Source organism: Streptomyces sp. MNU89 (assembly GCF_020982505.1).
Lineage (GTDB): Bacteria > Actinomycetota > Actinomycetes > Streptomycetales > Streptomycetaceae > Streptomyces > Streptomyces xinghaiensis.
The window spans coordinates 1,093,430-1,111,659 of record NZ_JAJKLL010000001.1; the positions used below are offsets into that span (position 1 = coordinate 1,093,430).

At 70.3% G+C, this 18,230-nt stretch carries 16 protein-coding genes; 5 read left to right on the top strand and 11 right to left on the bottom strand.

Annotation, left to right across the window (positions count from 1 at the left end; all coding sequences use genetic code 11):
* Positions 1 to 4 precede the first annotated feature (4 nt).
* Positions 5 to 2,191, bottom strand: coding sequence for a UvrD-helicase domain-containing protein (locus E4N63_RS04760; protein WP_230239988.1), 2,187 nt, complete (start codon positions 2,189 to 2,191; stop codon positions 5 to 7).
* A gap of 517 nt (positions 2,192 to 2,708) precedes the next feature.
* On the opposite strand from E4N63_RS04760, the gene E4N63_RS04765 reads away from it, so the two are divergent.
* Positions 2,709 to 3,002 (top strand): hypothetical protein, encoded by a 294-nt coding sequence (locus tag E4N63_RS04765; protein WP_230239989.1) that lies wholly within the window; start codon positions 2,709 to 2,711, stop codon positions 3,000 to 3,002.
* A 226-nt stretch (positions 3,003 to 3,228) separates the two neighbouring features.
* Here the strand turns inward: E4N63_RS04765 and E4N63_RS04770 are convergent, their stop codons facing one another.
* A complete protein-coding gene (locus tag E4N63_RS04770) occupies positions 3,229 to 4,440 on the bottom strand; it encodes an MFS transporter (RefSeq protein WP_230239990.1) in 1,212 nt (403 codons plus the stop codon).
* Between the two features lie 292 nt (positions 4,441 to 4,732).
* Positions 4,733 to 6,235: a SulP family inorganic anion transporter gene (locus E4N63_RS04775; protein WP_230239991.1), complete on the bottom strand. Its 1,503-nt coding sequence runs from the start codon at positions 6,233 to 6,235 to the stop codon at positions 4,733 to 4,735.
* Between the two features lie 394 nt (positions 6,236 to 6,629).
* On the opposite strand from E4N63_RS04775, the gene E4N63_RS04780 reads away from it, so the two are divergent.
* A complete protein-coding gene (locus E4N63_RS04780) occupies positions 6,630 to 7,031 on the top strand; it encodes a MerR family transcriptional regulator (RefSeq protein ID WP_230239992.1) in 402 nt (133 codons plus the stop codon).
* Positions 7,032 to 7,104: 73 nt separating this feature from the next.
* Here E4N63_RS04780 and E4N63_RS04785 read toward each other — a convergent pair whose 3' ends face one another.
* The 7 genes from E4N63_RS04785 to E4N63_RS04815 form a co-directional block, all read right to left on the bottom strand.
* Complete coding sequence (locus tag E4N63_RS04785; RefSeq protein ID WP_230239993.1) at positions 7,105 to 7,344, bottom strand: hypothetical protein; 240 nt, start codon at positions 7,342 to 7,344, stop codon at positions 7,105 to 7,107.
* Positions 7,345 to 7,439: 95 nt separating this feature from the next.
* The gene (locus tag E4N63_RS04790) at positions 7,440 to 7,682 is read right to left on the bottom strand and encodes a hypothetical protein (RefSeq protein WP_230239994.1); all 243 of its coding nucleotides are present in this window, start codon (positions 7,680 to 7,682) and stop codon (positions 7,440 to 7,442) included.
* Positions 7,683 to 7,699: 17 nt separating this feature from the next.
* Positions 7,700 to 7,906 (bottom strand): DUF2795 domain-containing protein, encoded by a 207-nt coding sequence (locus tag E4N63_RS04795; RefSeq protein WP_230239995.1) that lies wholly within the window; start codon positions 7,904 to 7,906, stop codon positions 7,700 to 7,702.
* Between the two features lie 413 nt (positions 7,907 to 8,319).
* Positions 8,320 to 8,907: a hypothetical protein gene (locus E4N63_RS04800; RefSeq protein ID WP_230239996.1), complete on the bottom strand. Its 588-nt coding sequence runs from the start codon at positions 8,905 to 8,907 to the stop codon at positions 8,320 to 8,322.
* A gap of 265 nt (positions 8,908 to 9,172) precedes the next feature.
* Positions 9,173 to 10,000: a hypothetical protein gene (locus E4N63_RS04805; protein ID WP_230239997.1), complete on the bottom strand. Its 828-nt coding sequence runs from the start codon at positions 9,998 to 10,000 to the stop codon at positions 9,173 to 9,175.
* A 110-nt stretch (positions 10,001 to 10,110) separates the two neighbouring features.
* Positions 10,111 to 11,712, bottom strand: coding sequence for a peptide chain release factor 3 (locus E4N63_RS04810; RefSeq protein WP_230239998.1), 1,602 nt, complete (start codon positions 11,710 to 11,712; stop codon positions 10,111 to 10,113).
* Positions 11,709 to 12,152 carry a MerR family transcriptional regulator gene (locus E4N63_RS04815; protein ID WP_230239999.1) on the bottom strand — a complete coding sequence of 148 codons (444 nt, stop codon included), beginning with the start codon at positions 12,150 to 12,152 and terminating at the stop codon, positions 11,709 to 11,711. Before E4N63_RS04815 ends, E4N63_RS04810 begins: the two co-directional genes overlap by 4 nt.
* 214 nt (positions 12,153 to 12,366) lie before the next feature.
* Here E4N63_RS04815 and E4N63_RS04820 point away from each other — a divergent pair, with 214 nt between their 5' ends.
* From E4N63_RS04820 to E4N63_RS04830, 3 genes are all read left to right on the top strand, one after another.
* Positions 12,367 to 13,392: a 6-phosphofructokinase gene (locus E4N63_RS04820; protein WP_230240000.1), complete on the top strand. Its 1,026-nt coding sequence runs from the start codon at positions 12,367 to 12,369 to the stop codon at positions 13,390 to 13,392.
* Between the two features lie 115 nt (positions 13,393 to 13,507).
* Positions 13,508 to 15,193, top strand: a complete 1,686-nt coding sequence (locus tag E4N63_RS04825) for a ribonuclease J (protein ID WP_230240001.1) — start codon at positions 13,508 to 13,510, stop codon at positions 15,191 to 15,193.
* Positions 15,194 to 15,790: 597 nt separating this feature from the next.
* A complete protein-coding gene (locus E4N63_RS04830; protein ID WP_230240002.1) occupies positions 15,791 to 16,426 on the top strand; it encodes an antibiotic biosynthesis monooxygenase in 636 nt (211 codons plus the stop codon).
* Between the two features lie 752 nt (positions 16,427 to 17,178).
* Here E4N63_RS04830 and E4N63_RS04835 read toward each other — a convergent pair.
* Positions 17,179 to 18,162 (bottom strand): site-specific integrase, encoded by a 984-nt coding sequence (locus tag E4N63_RS04835; protein ID WP_230240003.1) that lies wholly within the window; start codon positions 18,160 to 18,162, stop codon positions 17,179 to 17,181.
* Between the last annotated feature and the right edge of the window lie 68 nt (positions 18,163 to 18,230).

Sequence of the window (18,230 nt, forward strand, 5' to 3'; positions counted from 1 at the left end):
CCGTTCAGCCCACGCCTACAGCGGTCGCCTCATCCGGAATCCGCGCAGCCTCCGGGACGGCGGCGCCCGGTCCGTCTCCGGGTTCCCCGGTGAACGCGAGGAAGCGCGAGAGGGGTTGGGCGTGGGTCAGGTGGAGTTCGTGCATGGCCCTGGTGCAGGCGATGTAGAGCATGCCCTTGTCCATCTCGTTGGCGTAGTTCGCGTCGTCCACGTCCGGGACGATCACGGTGTCGAACTCCAGCCCTTTGGCGATGTGCGCCGAGGTGATGACGGCGCCGGCGCTGAACTCGGTGCTCTCGTAGTCGAGAAAGGCCAGCTCGACGCCCGCCGCCGACAGCACCCGGTACAGCTCCTCCGCCTGGGCGACGGTCTTGCACACGATGCCGAGGGAGCGGTACTCGCTCCGCCGGTGCCGCTCGACCAGCGCGAGGATCTCCGCTTCCTGCGCCGCCCGGTCCGGGGCGGCGACGACCTGCGGCGGCAGACCGTGCCGCTCGATGGGGACGAGCTTGTCGTTGCGCGAGATGCGCTGGGCGAAATCCGTGATCTCCGTCGTGGAGCGGTAGCTCTTGCACAGCTCCAGGCAGTCCCCCTCCGGGAAGATGTCACGGATCACCGGCAGCGAGGAGGAACTGAACGGGTTCACCGACTGGTTGGCGTCCCCGAGGATCGTCATCTTGCAGGAGAACAGCTCGCGCAGCACCGCGTACTGGACGGGCGTGTAGTCCTGCATCTCGTCCACCAACAGGTGCCGGATGTGGCCGTAGCCCTCCTGCCGGGACGCCTTGATCATGGTGTACACCAGGGGGAAGACGTCCGCGTACTCGATCTTCTTCCGGCCGAGCGGCTTGAACAGGTGTTTGCGCCCGGAATCCTGGTAGAACGCCTTGTACAGGGCGAACGCGTCCTTGTGCGGGAACATGGCGCGCACCTGCCTGCGGATGCCGTTGCTGTCCGCCGCCGACCACTTGCCGCCCTTGTCCAGCACCTCCTGCCGCAGCCGGCTCGCGGCGCTCTCGGCGAGGAGGTCCAGCCGGGTGAGGACGGGCAGCCCCCGCGAGGCCGCGAAGGCGTCCGCGACCCACTCCTCCGACAGCCGCTTGTTCCTCTGCTCGATCCGCCGCGGGGTGAACTCCGCGTCCGCGCGCGTGGCGAGCCACTCATCGAGCAGGGTAACGAACTCCGGCGTCGCCTTGAAGCGCATCCGCTCGGCCGCCGCGTCGTCCACCCGGTCGAGCAGCTTGATCACCTGCTCGCTGAAGGTCTCGTACTCCGTCACCCCGGCGAGGAACCGGCCGGCGATCGCGCCGAAGTCGATCTCGGCGATCTGTTCCTCACCCAGCTCGGGAAGGACGTTGGCGATGTAGTCGCCGAAGACCTTGTTGGGAGAAAGGATCATGACGTTGTCGGACGACAGGGAGTCCTTGAAGCGGTAGAGCAGGAACGCCACCCGGTGCAGGGCGATCGACGTCTTCCCGGAGCCCGCCACGCCCTGCAGGATCAGCACCTTCGCGGTCTCGTTGCGGATCACCTCGTTCTGCTCGCGCTGGATCGTCGCGACGATGTTCTTCATCTTGTCGTCGGCGGACTGGCTCAGCTCCCGCTGCAGCACCTCGTCGCCGATGGTCAACGCGCTGTCGAACATGTACTCAAGACGGTCGTTCACGATCTTGTACTGGCGCTTGCCGGTGATCGTGCCGTGGACGGTCCCGGCGGGGGCCTCGAAGTGCGCGGCACCCGACTCGAAGTCGTAGTAGAGGCTGGAGACCGGAGCCCGCCAGTCGTGGATCAGAATCTCCTGGGTATCCGGGTCCGAGAAGTCGTGGACGCCGATGTAATGGCCCTTCTCCTCCCCGTCGTCCGCCCTGCGGAAGTCGACACGTCCGAAATAGGGCCTTTCCAGCAGGCGCTCAACATGCCGGCGCACCGTCACGACACCGTCGCCCACACCCACGGAGGTGTTGACCTCGGTGCGCATGGCGGCCTTCTCCGCGAAGTCCATGTCGCGCCAGTTCTCCCACATGAACTCCTTCTGCTCCTGGATCGTCTTCGCGGTCCGGTCGATGGAGTGGCCGAGCCGCTCCAGCTCCCGCCTCAGCAGGCGCACCGTCTCGGCGAGGTACCGCCGCTCTTCTTCTTCGTCCCGCGCCAGCAGGTCCGTCAAGGCCGTCTCCGGTTCAGATGTCCGCATCGAATCTACCGTCACGTAAGAGTAAGGTAGTCGGGCGGTACGGGCGAACTCCGGCGGCCGGACAGGGTCCTCCCGGCACCGGGGCGACACCGCGGCGAGGGCGTCGCCCCGGCCACGCAGGCAAGCGCGAACGCAGCGTCCGTCGGCCCTCGGAGCCTCCGATCCGGCCATGCCACTCAGTGCTCTCGGCGCACGGTCCGCGTCGCCATCGGCGGATGATCGCCGGCCGGGCGGTCCGGACGCCCCGGCTGGACACGACCAAGCTCTCCCCTCTCGTAAGAGTAGACTGGCGTGGTGGAGAGCCCGCTTCAGGGGCCTCCGCAGGTCGGTGTGCTCATCCCCGGGCCACCAGGACCACAGCGGTGTCCCCCCTCCGGCGCGGGAGAAGCCGGGATCCCCTGCCCGGGGGCACGTCGGCATGCGAAGCAACGCCCCGCACCCCCGGCCGGCCGGGGGTGCGGGGCAGAAACCCGGTGGCCCCTCTGCGTACTCGCCGACGGGTGGGAGGACGCCCACTGTGCACGAGCCGGACTTCGAGGAAGGCGGGGTCGCCATCCGCAGGGGCTGGTGGCGCCAGGTCACAAGGGCCGGCCGTGTCCGCATTCAGGGCGCCCGACTGACACTGATGAACAGTTACGGCGCGCAGATCGACAGCGATGCACTGCACCGCGTCCGGGTAACGAGACCGTGGTTCGCCCCAAAGGGTCTTGTACGGCTGGCGATGGCCGGTAACACGTACTGGCTCAGGCTCGGTCCGGAGCGTGCCCACGCCACGGTCGAAGCGGCCACGACCCGGCAACTGCGGGCGTAGACCCGGGCGAGTTCGGCTCGGCAGGCTCCGGTGCACCCTCCACACCCACCGCCGTCAGCATGCCGTGCGAGCGCAGCCGGACCAGCAGTTGGCGGTAGCCGCAGATGGTGGCCGGGAACTCCCGGTCGGCCGTGTGGCCGACCGCGTCGATCACGGCCGCATGATGTGTCAGGCCTGTGGAGGTCGACTCCGCCGGTGATCTCTGGGGTCCCGTGCGTCATCCTGGTCATCCGGCATCACTGTCGGCCGGCCGCAGGGGGCGGGCCGCGCGGCTCACCGCCACTGGTTCCCGGGCGAGGACCGCGGTGAGCGCCGCGGCGGCCGGGATGACGGTGAGCACGACGAGCACGGTGCCGTATCCGCCGGTCAGATCGTGGCCCAGGGAGATGGCGAGCGGTCCGAAGGCGCTGGCGGCGATGGTGAGGGTGTGGGCGCTGCCGCGGATGGCACCGAGATGGGCGGTGCCGAAGTAGCGCGGATAGGCGGCGGACTCGATCACCCGCAGGAGACCGCCCGAGGCCCCCAGGAGCAGCCCGTAGCCGATCGCCGTCCACCCGGGCTCCACGTACCGTGCGGAGAGCACGGCGCCGGCGAGGACCGCCATGGCGCCGGCGAGGACGGTTCTGGGCGGCAGGCGGTCCACGAGGGCTCCGGCGGCGAGCGTGGCCAGCAGGGCCGCGGCCGTCTGCGGCAGGAAGTTGGCGGCGGCTTCGACGGGGGTGAGCCCGCGTTCGCCGAGGAGGGCGATCTGGTGGAAGTTCAGGCCGGTGGTGAGCATGCTGCTGGCGGACAGACCGGCCGCCACGGCCCAGAACATCCCGGTGCGCAGGGCCCGGCGCAGGGGCACACCGGCGGGCGGGCCCCCGGTGTCCGTTCCGGGGGCCGGGGGGATGCCGTCGACGTGCTGGCCGAGGTCGGCGGGCCGGTTGCGGATGCCGAACAGGGCGAGGGGAAGGACGACGAGCCAGACGGCGATGCCCTCGATCGCCCAGGCCTGGCGCCAGCCGTATCCGTGGATCAGGCGTTCCACCAGGACCGGGGCGAGGGAGATGCCGGCCGCGCCGACGGCGCTGGTGATGCCCAGGGCCACGCCGCGGCGCTTGTCGAACCAGTAGGCGACGGTGGTCGTGGCCACGAGGGAGAGTGCGCCCTGGCCGGTCATGCGGACGCCGACGAACCCGGCGGTCAGCCCGGTGAGACCGGTGACGAAGGACAGGCCGAGGAGGACCGCACCGAAGACGGCGCCGACGGCGGCGATCACCCGCCGGGGGCCGTACCGGTCGATCGCGCGGCCCACCAGCGGCATCGCGCAGGCGCCGATGAGCGTGCCGGTGAGGTAGGCCGTGGACACCTCGGTGCGGCTGATGCCGAGACCGGTGATGAGCGGGTCGATGAAGACGGAGATGCCGGCGGTCTGGCCGGGGGCCGTCATCGCCATGGCGAGCGCCGAGTAGGCGACGATCCGCCAGCCGTGGAACGGCTTGCCGGTCGTGACGGGGGCGTGCGCCGGGGCGTCCGGACGGGCTTGTTCCGCGGGCCGGTTCAGGGGTCCTCCTCACGAGAGCCGTGCCTCCCGGCGGCCGGGAGCGTACGCGGCCCATGGTCCCGTACCGGTGGGGGCCGGGGCCGGGACGGCACCGTGCGGGCGGTTGCCTTCGGTCCTTGACATGCGCGCACGCGGGGATGGCCGCCCGGGCCCGCCGGGGTGCGGCGGGCCGGGGCGGCCGGTCTCAGTGGCTGGCGGTGAGTTGGCCGGCGAGTTTGTCGTGCATTTCGGCGCTGGCTTTGTTGAGGCCGATGATGGTGACCTTCTTGCCGCGCTGGGCGTACTTGGTCTCGATGGCGTCCAGGGCGGCGACGGAGGAAGCGTCCCAGATGTGGGCGTCGGTGAGGTCGATGACGACGTCGTCCGGGTCGTCCTTGTAGTCGAACTGGTAGACGAGGTCGTTGGAGGAGGCGAAGAACAGCTCGCCGGTGACCGCGTAGACCACCTGGTTGCCGTCGGGGTCGACCACGCCGGAGACCTCGGCGAGGTGGGCAACGCGCTTGGCGAAGATCACCATGGCCGTCACACAGCCGACGACGACGCCGATGGCGAGGTTGTGGGTGATGACGACCACGGCGACGGTGGCGGCCATCACGACCGTCTCGCCCAGCGGCATCCGCCGCAGCGTCCCGGGCTGGACGGAGTGCCAGTCGAAGGTGGCGAAGGCGACCAGGATCATCACGGCGACCAGGGCTGCCATCGGGATGGTGGACACGACCGGGCCGAAGACCACGACCAGCACGAGGAGGAATACTCCCGACAGGAAGGTGGAGAGCCGGGTGCGGGCCCCGGAGGTCTTCACGTTGATCATCGTCTGGCCGATCATGGCGCAGCCGCCCATGCCGCCGAAGAAACCGGTGATGACGTTGGCGATGCCCTGGCCGATGGACTCCCGGGTCTTGTTGGAGTGGGTGTCGGTGATGTCGTCGACCAGCTTGGCGGTCATCAGCGACTCCATCAGGCCGACCAGCGCGAAGGCGAAGGCGTACGGGGCGATGACGGTGAGCGTCTCCAGCGTCAGCGGCACCTCGGGCAGACCCGGGACCGGCAGCGAGGACGGCAGGTCGCCCTTGTCGCCGACGTTGGGCACCGCGATGCCCGCGGCCACGGTGATCACGGTCAGGATGACGATGGAGACCAGGGGTGCCGGGATGACCGTGGTGATCTTCGGGAAGAACACCATGAGCGCCAGGCCGCCGATGATCAGCGGGTAGACGGCCCACGGCACGTCGCGCATCTCGGGGACCTGGGCCATGAAGATCAGGATGGCGAGGGCGTTGACGAAGCCGACCATTACCGAGCGGGGCACGAAGCGCATCAGCTTGGCCACGCCCACCGCGCCGAGGGCGATCTGCATGAGGCCGCCGAGGATGACGGCGGCGATCAGGTGGCCGAGTCCGTATTCGTGGTTGAGCGGTGCGATGACCAGCGCCATCGCGCCGGTCGCCGCCGAGATCATGGCCTTCCGGCCGCCCACGACGGAGATCACCACGGCCATGGTGAAGGAGGCGAACAGGCCGATGGCGGGGTCGACTCCGGCGATGATCGAGAAGGAGATGGCCTCCGGGATCAGGGCCAGGGCGACCACGAGGCCGGCCAGCACCTCGGTGCGGAACACCTTGGGGGAGGCGAGCCAGTCGGGCCGGGACAGGCGGAACTTGGGCACTGCGGACAGCGAGAAGGACATGCAACCGTTTCTGTTCGGGCGCAGGCGTCCAACGGCTGGATGCCCACGCGTGCTCTGCTCCGCATCCGGTGCGGAATCCCGGCGGCCCGGCCTCGACGGGGGCCCTGCCGGTAGGGGGTGGCGGCCGTCGTGACCGCCGGTCGGGCATCATTGCCCGGAAGTCTGCGGATGCCGGCGGGGCCCGGTCGGGGCCGCGGTCCGGCGGCGGGGCCCGGGCCGCAGCTGTACAGCGCGGGCGTCCACGTCAAAACCCTACCCTGACGTGAGGGCAGGGTGCGAATCAGAACTGTGAAATGCAGGTAAACAAGCGCTCGGATCATGTGATTCCAGACACGTGGGCTGGATCGATGCGAACGTTCGAAGCGGTGGAACGGCAGAGGGAGCAGGCGCGGCGATGACGGAGCGGCAGATGCAGATCGGCGAGGTGGCCGAGCGGACCGGGTTGTCACTCCGCACGATCCGCCACTACGAGGACGTCGGTCTGGTCAGCCCCTCCGCCCGCAGCAAGGGCGGCTTCCGCCTCTACACCGACGCCGACGTCGAACGCCTCATGGTCATCCGCCGGATGAAGCCGCTGGACTTCTCCCTGGAGGAGACGCGCGATCTGCTGGAGATCACCGACCGCCTCTCGGGTGCCGGTGACCCGCCCGCGGACGGAGAGCGGGAGCGGCTGCGCGAGCGGCTGGAGGCGTACCGCAAAGTGGCCGACGCCCGCTGCGAGACCCTGCGGGCCCAGCTGCTGGCCGCCGAGGACTTCGCCGCCACCCTCCGCCGCCGTCTCGAAACCCGCAGCTGACGGTACGGCGCGCAGGCGGCGACCGGCGCTCGGACGCGCCCGGGGCCTCTCGCACAGCCGGCTTCAGAGCGCCTCAGTAGCACCACCAGCGGCCCGAGGCACTCTGACGCACCCACTGAGCGACGCCGTTCTCGCCGATCCTCCGTACATGGACGCTGTCGAGACGGGCGGCCCTGAGGGTGCAGGTGCGGGACCAGTTGCCGCGGGCGTCCACGCTTTCGAAGGCCACGTCCCCGCCCTCGGAGCGGGTGGCCCGTCCGGCGGTGAGGATCATCTCGGAGCCGTCGGTCATCTTCGCCAGGAAGGTACCCACGGATGTTTCCCCCTCTGTTGCTGCGGCGTTGAGCCGCCCCGGCCCGTCCGCCCCTCGGTCCGCACCGGGCGCGGGGTGCCCCCAGGGCGCTCGCCTCAGTAGCACCACCAAGTGCCGTCGGCCGGTTGCGGAACCCAGGTGTAGTTGCCGCCGCCGTCGGTGAGACCGCGCCGGAAGACGGCCGAGACCGCGTCCGCCCGGTAGCTCCGCACGCGTTCACATCCCCCGGACTGGTCGAAGCGCTCCAGCACGATCTCACCGGCCGGCGTGCGGGCGGCGACATCGGCCTCGATCACGGTGTCCTCGCCGTGGAGCAGTTGCAGCATGAAGACGGCCACGTTTCTTCCTGTCCTTCTCAGAGTCCGACCGGAAGCGCGGGAAGGTCCTCCCAGACCTGCCGCAGCTCCGTGTACCGCCGGTCGGGCAGTTCTTTCAGCACGTCGAGAACCTCGGGCCGGGCCGAGGCCGCCCCGATGAGCAGGTCGTGCTTGCTCACCGCGCCGTTCGCGAAGAGGGCGGACACGTGGTCGGCGATTTCGATGCGGGTGACGTGGTCGGTCATGGCTCTCCCCGGAGTGTGCGCCGTGGCCGGATCGTCATCGGCGCGGTCTTGATGGGGCAGCCCGAGTGGGCGGCTCCTCCGCCGTTCCCGGGCGCGGCAAGGCGACGGAGTCTGCCGTGCCCGGGAACAGCTTGGAAGCAGGCCGACAATGTCGGCGAGCGACACTACTCTAACGCAAGGGTAGAGTGGCGAGGCAAGCCGCCCTCCCCTCGCCGACCGAGTGCTGCACCGAACCGGCCTGTGGCTGGACAGTATTCCCCCGTTCGGACGCCGTCTGCTTACTCTCACGTTGCGTAAAGGTAGAGTGGTGTTCGTCGGCGGACTTGAGTGGACTGGTGAGCCGACGCGGGGGACCCGGACCGGCTCTCGGCCGGTCCGGGTCCGCCTGAACGATCCCGGCCGCTACGGCGCACTCAGGGGTGCAGGAGATGCAGGCGGCCGGACATGGACTCCAGGCGCAGGGGCGCGCGCACGCGGTGCGCGGACGCGTCATCGATGTCCAGCCGGTAGAGGCCCCAGGGGCGTTCGTACCGCAGCCGCCGGACATGGCGCGCGGGGAAGGTGCCGCCGCGGACGTGGAGCGCTCCGTCCGCTGCCAGGGTGATCCGCAGGGGCCGGTCGGCGGGAGCGGTGATCTTCTCGTTGTCGAGGATGAGGCAGGCACTGCCGGGGCGGGGCTGCAGGCAGGTGACGGTCACCCGGCGGACGGCGATGTCCAGGACTCCGCCGGGGAGGCGGACCCCGATGACCGGGCGCCGGTGACCACCGAAGCCGACCAGCGGGGCGCTGTGCTCTTCATGGGGACGGCGTTCGACGAGCAGCGGGAGGTTCCACAGGGCGGCGGTTCGCACGGCGTCCTCATACGGGAGGCCGCCGGTGGCCATCAGGAGGTGGACGCGCGCGTATCCACGGTTGCGGAGTGCGTCATGGCGCTCGCCAGCCTGGGGTGCGGGCGCCAGCTCCACCGCGTGGATGTCCTGCTGGGCCAGGCGCAGGCGCATGGCCCGTGCCTGTTCGCGATCGGCCCCGCTCCAGCCGCGCAGAAGGCCCACAACGACCCGGGCTGCGGGCAGGTCGCGCGCGAGGCGTACGGCGGCGGACAACAGGCGCTGTTCGGCATCGCTTCCCGTGTGACCTGCGGGGGAAGAAGGGGCGTGACAGGGGAGGCATGCCGGGGTCTCCGTCGTGGTCGGGCGGTCAGGACGGCTGATGGGGCTTTGGCGTCGGGGCCGGTCACCCGCCGGCGCGTGGCGCGCCGGGGGCGGGTTAGCGAAGGTGCGCGGCGGGGTCGGAGGTGAGCCAGCCTCGGGCGCCCCAGAAGTCGACGGCGCGGCGGATGGTGTCCAGGGCGCGCTGGGCGGCCGGGTCGCCGCGGCTTTCCCAGTGGCCGTCGCACCAGGCGGCCAGGGTGTCGGCGGCGTCGGGCCGGTCCAGGACTTCGAGGCGGTTGTAGGAGCCCAGGTGGGTGCCGAGCAGGAGCATGGCGGTGTGGTCGACCCCGCCGGAGGCCTCGGCGAGGAAGGCCCCGATCGCCTGCCGCACGGTGGGCACCGCCGAGGGGGCCGGGCCTGTTCGTGGCCGCGCGGGTGATGTGGCCGGCTTCCGCCGCGGGTGCTCCGGAGGGCCGGCGGCCGGGGCGGGCTTTTCGGCGCTCGCGGGGGACGGAGCGGCGGTCCGTGCGGCCTGCCGGGGTTCCGGGGTGTTCTCCCGTGATTCCGGGGCCTTCGGGGCCGGTGCAGGAGGTGAGGGCGGCGCGGCCGCGCGTTCTCCGTGCCCGTGGAGACAGGCGGGAACGTAGTCGCCGGGGACCGGGATGTTCTCCTCGATCGAGGTGTGCAGGGCGTCGGCGTCGCACACCCGGCACAGCGGCAGTTGGCGCCAGCCGATGATGGACAGCTGGGTGCCGCGCGAGTGCCGCGTCATGGCCTGCGGCCGTTCCACGATGTCCATTCCCCCGCAGCCGGCGCAGCGGGGCGCCCCGCGCATCCATGCGGCGCCGCAGGACAGGCAGGTGACGCGGATGTCGCCCTCATGGGGTTCGCCGCGCAGTTCCTCCGTCTCGCCGCAGGAGGGACACTCCGCCACGCCTGCCATCGGTTCGCTCCTCATCTGTGCTGTGCTGCTGTCGGCCGCCTTCGGTCCCGGCCTTGCGCAAGGCCGGGCCGAGGGGGCCCGGTTTCCGTTCCGCCGCTGCCGGCGGGGGTCTACTGGTGGGCGGCCAGCAGGGGTTCCAGCCGGGCGTCGGGGAACGCGCGGCGGAAGGAGTTGGCCTGCCAGCGGTCCTGGAAGAGGGCCAGGTGCGCCGTGTCGCGGATCCTGGTCAGGGCTTCGCCGCGGGCCAGTTGGGAGCCGTTGAGCGCTTCGGCCCCTTCGGCGTCGGTGGCCCTGGCCACGTGGTACGGGAGCGGCTCCAGCCGTACCGGGGCGGAGAACTCACCCGCCATGCGGGCGGAGACCACGTCGAACTGCATGGGCCCCACGGCCGCCAGGACGGGTGCCTGGTCGCCGCGCAGCTCGGACACCAGGACCTGCACCACGCCCTCCTCGTCCAGCTGTGCGATACCGCGCCGGAACTGCTTGGAGCGGCTGATGTCGGCGGGGCGGGCGACCGCGAAGTGCTCGGGCGCGAAGGTGGGCATGGCCGGGAACACCGCGGGCGGGCCGGCGTAGAGGGTGTCGCCGACGCGCAGCGCCGCGGCGTTGACCAGGCCGACGACATCGCCCGGGTAGGCGGTGTCGACCATGGAACGGTCCTGGCCGAAGACGCTGTGCGCGTACTTGGTCGCGAACGGCTTGCCGGAGGCGGCGCGGGTGACGGTCGCCCCGCGTTCGAACACCCCGGAGCAGACCCGCAGGAACGCGATCCGGTCCCGGTGCGCGGGGTCCATGTTGGCCTGCACCTTGAAGACCAGTCCCGAGAACGGGGCGTCGACGGGGCGGGTGCCGCCGCCCTCCAGCTCGCGGGGTCCGGGCGGCGGTGCGAAGTCGACGAGGGCGTCGAGCAGCAGCCGTACGCCGATGTTGGAGATCGCGGCGCCGAAGAAGACCGGGGTGGACTTACCCGCCAGGAAGGACTCGCGGTCGAAGCCCGCCCCCTCCGCCTGCAGCAACTCCAGCTCCTCCGCCGCCTGTTCCCAGTCCTCCCCCTCGGCGAAGGCGGCCTCGGCGGCGGAGACCGGCTCCTCCAGGGCCTCCTTGGACCCGCCCGGGGTGCGCGTGTAGCGCAGCATGCGCTCCGGCTCACGGACGTCCACCAGCCCGCGCAGATAACCGGCGATGCCCACGGGCCAGGTCACCGGAGTGGGGCGGAGCCCGAACTCCCGCTCGATCTCGTCCAGCAGCTCCAGAGCCTCCCGGCCGGGCCGGTCCCACTTGTTGACGAAGGTGATGACAGGAATGCGACGGTGCCGGCAGACGTCGAACAGCTTGCGGGTCTGCTCCTCCAGGCCCTTGGCCGCGTCGATGAGCATCACCGCACAGTCCACCGCGGCCAGCACCCGGTAGGTGTCCTCGGAGAAGTCCGCGTGCCCGGGGGTGTCCAGCAGATTCAGCACACACCCGCGGTGGGCGAACTGCAGCACCGCGGACGTGACGGAGATCCCGCGGGCCTTCTCCATCTCCATCCAGTCCGAGGCCACCCCGCGCCGCCCCGCCTTGCCGTGCACCGCACCCGCCTCGGTGATCGCGTGCGCGTGCAGGGCCAGCGCCTCGGTCAGCGTCGACTTGCCCGCGTCCGGATGGCTGATCACGGCGAAGGTCCGCCGCCGGGCCGCCTCACCCGCCGCCCACTGCGCGGTCGCGTTCACCGGACCGCCTTCCAGGACCCCGCCGAGGCCTCCAGCAGCCGCGAGAGATGCCCGTGCAGGGAACCGGCGAAGTCCTCGGCCGCCCTCAGCTCACCGCGCAAGTCCTCACACCGCGCATCGGCCCTCTCCCAGTACTTCCGCAACGTCGCCACCAGCTCCTCGTGTGCCTGTTCCTCGGTCGCGGGCAGCGGCCCGCCGGTATCCGGCAACCGCTCCAGCACGTTCAGCAGCGCCCGCACATCCTCCAGGCAGAAGCCCAGCGGACGCATCCGCCGCACCAGCGCCAGCCGCCGCACCTCCGCCTCGGTGTACAGACGGAAACCCCCCAGGCTGCGCTCGCTGGGGGCCACCACCCCGACCTCCTCGTAGTGGCGGATGGTGCGCAGGGACAGACCCGTGCGCTCGGACACCTCGCCGATCCGCATCAGCCGATCTCCCACGGCCCACCACCTCACATCGCCCGCCCGGCATGCTTGCCGACTACAAATCTACCCTGACGTTAGGGTAGGTTGGCAATCGCTGAAACGAGGGCGGTCCCACAGGCCGCCGTCGTCGTCGGGCGCCGCCGCCCCTCCCCCCGTGGGGCGGCGCCGCTCAGACCTCACCCGGGCAACGGTGACCGGTTCGATCCCGCTTTCAGGAGTATCTGCTGCAATGCGTCTTGGTGTGCTCACCTCCGGCGGCGACTGTCCCGGCCTGAACGCCGTCATCCGCTCCGTCGTCCACCGCGCCGTCGCCGACCACGGCGATGACGTCATCGGCTTCCGCGACGGCTGGAAGGGCCTGCTCGAACGCGATTTCCAGAAGCTCGACCTGGACGCGGTCAGTGGCATCCTGGCCCGCGGCGGCACGATTCTCGGCTCCTCCCGGGTGCAGCCCGCACACCTGCGGGACGGTGTGGAACGCGCCAGAGGACATGTCACCGAGCTCGGACTCGATGCCGTCATCCCGATCGGCGGAGAGGGCACCCTCAAGGCCGCCCATCTTCTCTCCCAGGCCGGGCTGCCCATCGTCGGTGTACCGAAGACCATCGACAACGACATCGCCTCGACGGACGTGACCTTCGGATTCGACACCGCTGTCGGAGTTGCCACGGAGGCGCTGGACCGGCTCAAGACGACCGCCGAATCACACCAGCGCGTCATGGTCGTGGAAGTCATGGGGCGGCACACCGGCTGGATCGCCCTGCACTCCGGTATGGCCGCCGGCGCTCACGCCATCATCGTCCCGGAACGTCCCTTCGACATCGCCGAGCTCGCCGCACAGGTCGGGAAGCGCTTCTTGGCGGGCAAGAAGTTCGCCATCATCGTGGCCGCCGAAGGGGCCAAGCCCCGTGAGGGCACGATGGAGTTCGATGAAGGCGGAAGAGACGTCTACGGTCACGAGCGGTTCGCCGGCATCGCCCGCCAGCTCTCCGTCGAGCTGGAGCACCGGCTGGGCAAGGAGGCCCGGCCCGTGATCCTCGGCCACGTCCAGCGCGGCGGCACCCCCACCGCGTACGACCGCGTCCTGGCCACCCGCTTCGGCTGGCACGCCGTAGAGGCCGCGCACCGCCGGGAGTTCGGAAAGATGACGGCGCTGCGCGGTACCGAGATCGTGATGGTTTCGCTCGCGGAAGCGGTCCGGACGCTCAAGACCGTTCCCGAGGAGCGGTACGCCGAAGCCGAGACCGTCCTCTGAGCCCGATGGGACGCACCTATCGCTTCGCCGCACCCGCGGGGGACCTGTCACACGCAGTCGCACGGCCACCGTCACTCGGCGGATCACACGAAGGACTCTCCGGTAACGTCAGAGTATGAGTCATCCCCATCCCGAATTGAAAGCCGCTCCTCCGCTGCCCGACGGCGGGCTGAGGGTGGTCGCTCTGGGCGGCCTGGGCGAGATCGGCCGCAACATGACGGTCTTCGAGCACGCCGGCAAGCTGCTCGTCGTCGACTGCGGTGTGCTCTTCCCCGAGGAGCACCAGCCCGGGGTGGACGTGATCCTCCCCGACTTCACCTCGATCCGGGACCGGCTGGACGACATCGTGGCGATCGTGCTGACCCACGGCCACGAGGACCACATCGGCGGTGTGCCGTACCTGCTCCGCGAACGGGCGGACATCCCCGTGGTGGGCTCCAAGCTGACGCTGGCGTTCCTGGAGGCCAAGCTCAAGGAGCACGGCATCCGGCCCCGCACGGTGCGGGTCCGCGAGGGCGACCGCCGGGGCTTCGGCCCGTTCGACTGCGAGTTCGTCGCGGTCAACCACTCCATCCCGGACGGCCTGGCCGTGGCGATCCGCACCGGCGCGGGACTGGTGCTGCACACCGGCGACTTCAAGATGGACCAGTTCCCGCTGGACGAGCGCATCACCGACCTGCGGGCCTTCGCACGGCTGGGTGAGGAGGGCGTCGATCTGTTCCTGGTCGACTCCACCAATGCCGAGGTGCCCGGCTTCACCACCTCCGAGAAGGAGCTGAACCCGGCGATCGAGCGGGTGCTGCGGACTTCCCCGAAGCGGGTCATCGTCTCCAGCTTCGCCAGCCATGTGCACCGCATCCAGCAGGTGCTCGACGCGGCGCACCAGCACGGCCGCAAGGTCGCGTTCGTGGGCCGCTCGATGGTCCGCAACATGGGCATCGCCCGCGACCTGGGCTATCTGAAGGTCCCGCAGGGGCTGGTGGTGCCGGTGAAGGAACTGGAGAAGCTGCCGCCGAGCAAGATCGCGCTGGTGTGCACCGGCTCGCAGGGCGAGCCGATGGCCGCGCTGTCGCGAATGGCCAACCGCGACCACATGATCCGTATCGGCGAGGGCGACACCGTCCTGCTGGCCAGCTCCCTCATCCCGGGCAACGAGAACGCCATCTACCGGGTGATCAACGGGCTGACCCGGTGGGGCGCCAACGTCGTCCACAAGGGCAACGCGAAGGTGCACGTCTCGGGGCACGCCAGCGCCGGTGAACTCGTGTACTGCTACAACATCGTCAAGCCCCGCAACGTCATGCCCGTGCACGGGGAGTGGCGCCATCTGCGGGCCAACGCCGAGCTGGCCGTCCGCACCGGGGTCGACCCCGACCGTGTGGTCATCGCCGAGGACGGCGTGGTCGTCGACCTGGTCGACGGGCGGGCCGCCATCACCGGCAAGGTGCCGGCCGGGAACATCTACGTGGACGGCATGGAGGTCGGCGGAGCCACCGAGGCCTCCCTCAAGGACCGGGTCACCCTCGCCGAGGAGGGCGTCGTCACCGTCGTGGCCATCGTCGACGCCGACACCGGCGCCCTGGCGGAGACCCCCGATTTCCTCGCCCGCGGTTTCGTCCACGACGACACCACGTTCGAGCCGGTCGTCCCCGTCATCGAGAAGACGCTGGCGAAGGCGGCGGAGGAAGGCGTCGGAGAGGCCCACCAGCTCGAACAGCTCATCGCCCGCGCCGTGGCCTCCTGGGCCTTCCGCACCTACCGCCGCAAGCCCCTCGTCATCCCCGTCGTCATCGACGCCTGAGCCGTATCGGGCGGAGCGGGCCCGGAGCCGCGGACCGATGACCGGGACAGGGGTGGGGCGCGCCGATGAACGCACGCTTGGAGGAGATTGACCGGTGGGCGACCCGCTGAGGACATCAGCCTGCGGCGCTCGCGGGTCGTCTCGATCGGACGACAAGGTGTAAGAGGTGGAGCCCGGGGAGGAGTTCATGATGTCCAGCCTCTTCTTCGCCGGAGGGTCGCTGCCTACAGACCACGGGCCGGGCACGGCTGTCCGGTGCCGAGCTGGGTATCGCGGTGCGCGGCCGCTGCGGGGCGCACCGCGGCCCGCACCGTCTGCGTGGCGGGCAATGTAATCGCCCGCACGTGCACAAGGAATGGCACACAGGTGTTTGAGGCGCGCGGGCATCGGCAGGAGCGGGTGTCCAGTAGTCCGGAAAGGGCCCTGAAGACCGCTCGGCTGCTGGGTGGGATCACCGGAGCGGACAACAAGTCCTTGTAGGACGGCCCGTGGTGCGCAAGGCGGGTCCCCTGTTCCGCGAGAAAACCGTTTGCCGCCCCCCGTATCCGCCCGGGCACCATCGCAGTCCCACACCCCACGGCTCCCGAGGAGACCGCCTTGGCCACCGAGCCCTTCCCCGACATGGCCCGCACCGGCACGGCCGTGATCGGCACCCGGTACGCCGGAAGTCCGGACCGCCAGCGGCGGACAGCCGGTACCGAGGCCAGCGAACTGGACCGCGTGCCGCAGCCGGAGGGGCTCACCGCCGTGAGCTGGTTCCTGAGCACGGACGGCGAGACGGTACTGACCTGCGCGCAGTGGGACAGCGACGCGGCCCACGCCACGTACCTGCACGGCAGCGGCCCTACGCCGCCACTCGCCGGACCGCCGGCCTACCGGCTGTACCGCAGCCTGGCCGAGGAACACGAATCCCGCGCCCCCGGCTGCCTGATTACCGCCGCCTTCGATGTCGACGGGCCCGAACGCCAGCGGACGTTCACCGAAGCCGTGGTCGCGGCCCAGCCCGAGGGCGGCGGCCACCCCGGGGCGATCTCGGCCCACTTCCTGCACAGCACCGACGGCAGCCGGGTCCTGCTGTACACGGAGTGGACCAGCATCGAAGCCCACCGTCAGGCAGCCGACGCCGGTCAGCACGACAAGGGACATGAAATCTTCGCCGGCACACCCGGGGTACGGCTCACCCACGGCGGACGCTGGCACCTTCACCGCACCGTGCGCTCCAGCACGACGTGAGGAGCCGTCCAAGTGGCATACCAGCACCTTCGGCGCTGACCAAGGTGCCCCAGTCGGTGAGCTTGGCGTCGTTACCTCCGCTGGAGTCAGCAGTAGAGCGAACTCACTGACGAGGCAGGCAAGTTCAGCCATATCAGGACAAGCCTCGGCGTGTTCCCACAGTAGTGCGGTGTCCTTGTCGCGCAGACGGGGCGGCCGGGCAGGGTGCGGGCGAAGCTCTGAGGCATGACGGCCGGCATCTAACCCTCGACGTGGTCCTGGGTGATGCAGCCGTAGAGCAGGTAAGGCTCCCGGCGTGAACCCGACTCCTGGGTTTCACAGAAGAAATGGAGGCCGTACAGGCCGCCGGGGCACTGGCTCGAGTAGCGCGGCACCCGTGGCGTCCCTGGCCGAGGAGGTACCGCGCCTGAAAGGCGGACGGCCGCGGAAAGGCTCGTCGGTGCCTGCTCAACCTCGGTGCGCGGCACGACCTGTGGCTGAAGCGGCCAGCCCAGGCATGAAACCCGGTGCCACTCAAGCGGTGAGCCGGAGCGGCTCGGGGATATCCCCCTCTCGGTTGTAGTGCTCGATGGAGCGTTGCCATCGGGCTTCGAGGTGCCGGAGGAGGCGTTCTTCGACGCTGGTAGCGACGTGGGAGTAGACGTCGTCGATCTTGTTTTGCATGGCGTGGCCGAGGCGACGTGCCTGGGCGACTTCGGGGATGCCGTCTTCGATGAGCCAGGTCTTATGGGAGTGCCGTAGTCCGTGGAAGGTCAGGCCCGGGGTGACGGGGGCCAGGGTGGGGAGGTGTGGCGGCTGCCGTTGACGGCCGGGGCCCACAGGCGGCGTTGGAAGCCGGAGCGGCGTAGGGGTTTTCCGCGCAGGGTGGTGAAGACGAAGGGGCGGGTGGAGGCGGTCAGGTCTGCGTGGAGGAGTTGGGTGAGGAAGGGGGGCAGGGAGACGGTGCGGACGCTGGCGAGGGTTTTGGGGTGGCCGAGGCTGAGGTGGCCGTTGACTTCGTGGAGGGCGCCGGAGGCGGTGATGTGGAGGCGGTTGTTGGGCAGGTCGAGGTTGTCGCGGTGGAGTCCGGCGAGTTCGCCCCAGCGCATGCCGGTGTAGGCGGCGGTGATGACCAGGAGTGCCTGGTTGCGTGAGGCGAGGTGGAAGATCCGGTGGGCGATGGTGAGGACTTGGTGCTCGTCGGCCCAGGGGCGCTCGCGGCGTGGCTGTAGTCGGCCGCGGCCCCTGCGCTGGGGGCGTACGGGGTTGGTGGTGATGAGTCCGTTGTCGACAGCGTCGGTCATGAGCATTGCGAAGAGCTTGCGGATGCTGGTGACGGTGGCCGGGGCGTAGGCGGGGGTGAGGGTGTTGAGCCAGATCTTGATGTCGGCGGGCGTGATCTGGTGGACGGGTGTGGCGCCCCAGCGGGGCAGGATGTGGCGGGTGAGGAGGCTGCGGTAGAAGGCTTCGGTGTTGTCGCCGACGTCGACGGTCTGCCACCACACTTGCGCCCAGTCGGCGATCGTGGTTGGCGGCTGCGTGACGGTGCCCGGGGCAGCAGCTGCCGTGATGATGGCGCTGGTGGGCGTCGGTGCGGGCACGGTGTCGGGTGGGGTGGTGGGTGTGCTGTGGAGCTGGTCGGCGTGGGCCTGTGCGGCCTGCCGGGCGGGGAAGCTTCCCGGGACGCTGGCGGCTTTTCCGTTGGCCGCCCAGTAGCGCACGCGCCAGCGTTTGCCGCGTTGTTCAACCCAAGCCATGGGTGCACTCCTTCCAGGTCGTGTTGCCCCCGGTGCCGGGATGCGGGTCGGATCGGGGGCGACCATGG